A 302-nucleotide genomic window follows, 5' to 3' on the forward strand; every position below is an offset into this window, starting at 1 on the left:
AGCTCTAAGGCGTGCTCCGCGTGCGGTCACCTGTTGAGCGAGCTGAAACTCTCTGTCAGGGCCTGGACATGCCCTGACTGCCGTACCCCCGGCATGACCGGGACATCAACGCGGCGAAGAACATTCTTGCGGCTGGTCGAGCCGTAGCCAGGGAAAACCCTGGCGAGGCCTGTGGAGCTGGTGTAAGTCGGCAAGAGTCCTGCCTTCCGCTGTCGGCTGCGAAGCAGGAAGGGCACGGGGTGACCCGTGGCGGGGCGAAAGCCCCGAACCGCCATTAGGCGGTTCCGGAATCCCCTCCCTTC

The 302-nt window shown here is 64.6% G+C and carries 1 pseudogene; it reads left to right on the forward strand.

Going from position 1 to position 302, the window contains the following annotated elements:
- Positions 1 to 278 (forward strand): annotated as a pseudogene (locus tag VS93_RS28795) (zinc ribbon domain-containing protein); the annotation flags it as partial.
- Between the last annotated feature and the right edge of the window lie 24 nt (positions 279 to 302).

Origin of the sequence: Allosalinactinospora lopnorensis, assembly GCF_000981225.1 — a bacterium.
Taxonomy (GTDB): domain Bacteria; phylum Actinomycetota; class Actinomycetes; order Streptosporangiales; family Streptosporangiaceae; genus Allosalinactinospora; species Allosalinactinospora lopnorensis.